The following is a 2,134-nucleotide window of genomic DNA, read 5'->3' on the forward strand; positions in this document are numbered from 1 at the left end:
GACCCGGAGGAACACGCCGACCGTGTCGGTGCATTCCTCGTCCTTGCGCACGTCCTCGAGGTCGAACGGCTCGCCGGGCTGCGGCGCGCAGCGCGGCGCCTGGTCCGCGTAGAGGATGAGATTCTCGCGCTTCTCCTCGTCGGACAGCGCCTCGAAGAGGTCGACGATCTCGGTGAGGTTGGGGGGATACATGGGATCGGCGATTGGTGACTTCGGATCGCGGATTGCCGCGCGGCGGAACTTCGACTCGCGGACACCCCGGGGGCGGCAACGCGGTTCCGGACAATCCGCGGTCAACGATCCACAATCCCAAATCCCTACGCGCCCTTCGCGATCGGCGCCCGCACCCGGTTGCCCCACTCGGTCCAGGAGCCGTCGTAGTTGCGGACCTTCTGGTAGCCGAGCAGGTAGGTGAGCACGAACCAAGTGTGGCTCGAGCGCTCGCCGATGCGGCAGTAGGCGATGATGTCGTCACCGGCCTTCAGCCCGAGGTTCTCGGTGTAGATCTTCTTCAGCTCCTCGGCGGTCTTGAAGGTGCCGTCGTCATTCGCCGCCGTCTTCCACGGCACGCCGCGGGCGCCGGGGATGTGGCCGCCGCGCAGCACGCCTTCCTGCGGGTACTCCGGCATGTGGGTGATCTCGCCGCGGTACTCGCCGGGCGAGCGCACGTCGATCAGCGGCTTCTTCGCCTTCATCTGCGCGATGGCGTCGTCGTAGAAGGCGCGGATCTCCTGGTCGTGGCGCCTGGCCGGCACCGGATATTGCGCCGCCGGGTACTTCGGCACCTCGCGCGTCATCGGCCGGCCGTCGTTGCGCCACTTGTCGCGGCCGCCGTCGAGCAGCTTCACCTTGGTGTGGCCGAAGAGGCGGAAGGCCCAGAGGGCGTAGGCCGACCACCAGTTCGATTTGTCGCCGTAGAAGATCACGGTGGTGTCGGGCGTGATGCCGTGCTTGCCGCACATCGCGGCGAAGCCGTCGGGCGAGACGTAGTCGCGCACCGTGTTGTCCTGGAGGTCGCCGCGCCAGTCGATGTGCACCGCGCCGGGGATGTGCCCGGTGTCATACAGGAGCACGTCCTCGTTGCTTTCGACGATGCGGATGCCGGGCTCGGTCAAATGGGCCTGGAGCCAGTCGCCGTCGACCAGCGCCTCCGGGTGGGCGTAGTGGCTGAATTTCGTGTTCATGACGGGTACCAAAAGTCAGGTCTGGACGTTAACTCTAGTAAACGGGGCAACTTACCCGGCTTGGAAGCCGATGCAACCGGTCCGCCGACAAACTGCGCGCCGCGTCCGGACTACGCCGGCACCTCGCCAACCCGTTCACCCATCTTGGCATAGGTTTCGCGCTGCTGCGCGCTTTGCTTCACCAAGTCGTCGTCGAACTTGATGCGGCCGCAGCCGAACAGGGTGACGACGCACGAGCCCCCGAAGGCGAACCAGCCTTTCTCGTCGCCCTTCGCCACGCGCCGGCCGGGCACGAAGCTTTGCCGGATCCGCCCGACGCAGGTCGCCCCGATTTCCACCATCGCCACCGGGCCGAACGCGGGCGACTCGACCAGGGTCACCATCCGGCGGTTTCCGACCAGATAGCGGAGGTTGTGGCGCAGGGCCACCGGGTGCACCGAGTAGAACCAGCCGGGGATCAGGCGGGGCTCGCCCGCCGTGCCGTCCACCGGAAAGTGGAACCGGTGGTAGTCCGGCGGGGCCAGGCGCGAGATGAGCATGGCGCCGCCGGCAAACCGGGACGCGAGCTGCTGCTGCGCCGCTGGCAGGTGCGCCTCGCCCAGGAGCTCGGCGACGGTGAACTTTGCGCCCTTCACATAGAAGCCGTCGGCGCGGTCGACGTCGGGAAAGACCAGGTGCCGGCCGTCCGCCGGCAGCACGGCCACGTTCGCGCCGGGGGTGACCGGCCGCGCGCCGGGCTTCAGGGTCCGGACGAAGAACTCGTTGAAGGTGTTGTAGGCCAGGGCCGATTTCGCGAATTCGTCGGCATCCAGGTCGAAGTCGATGATGAACGGCAGGACCTTCGTCGCGCTGAGCTTCTGGTTCATCCGCCAGCCCAGATACCAGGTGAAGACCGCGCGGCGCACGAGCAGGTGCAGCGCCAGCCGGCCGACCGGATTCTCGTAGGTGAA

The 2,134-nt window shown here is 67.3% G+C and carries 3 protein-coding genes; all 3 read right to left on the reverse strand.

Annotation, left to right across the window (positions count from 1 at the left end; genetic code table 11):
• Positions 1 to 192, reverse strand: a 192-nt coding sequence (locus VMD50_RS01160) for a hypothetical protein (protein WP_325424030.1), incomplete at its 3' end; no start/stop codon positions are given.
• 125 nt (positions 193 to 317) lie between these two features.
• A complete protein-coding gene (locus VMD50_RS01165) occupies positions 318 to 1,184 on the reverse strand; it encodes a sulfurtransferase (RefSeq protein WP_325424032.1) in 867 nt (288 codons plus the stop codon).
• Between the two features lie 110 nt (positions 1,185 to 1,294).
• Positions 1,295 to 2,134 (reverse strand): archaetidylserine decarboxylase (gene asd / locus VMD50_RS01170; protein WP_325424034.1); only part of this gene is annotated, 840 nt, incomplete at its 5' end.

This window comes from Mycobacterium sp. (assembly GCF_035506235.1).
GTDB lineage: Bacteria > Actinomycetota > Actinomycetes > Mycobacteriales > Mycobacteriaceae > Mycobacterium.

What these genes read in the sequence shown, in the direction of transcription:
- VMD50_RS01165 (WP_325424032.1), bottom strand. Translation starts at nt 1,184, where the DNA reads ATGAACACGAAATTCAGCCACTACGCCCACCCGGAGGCGCTGGTCGAC.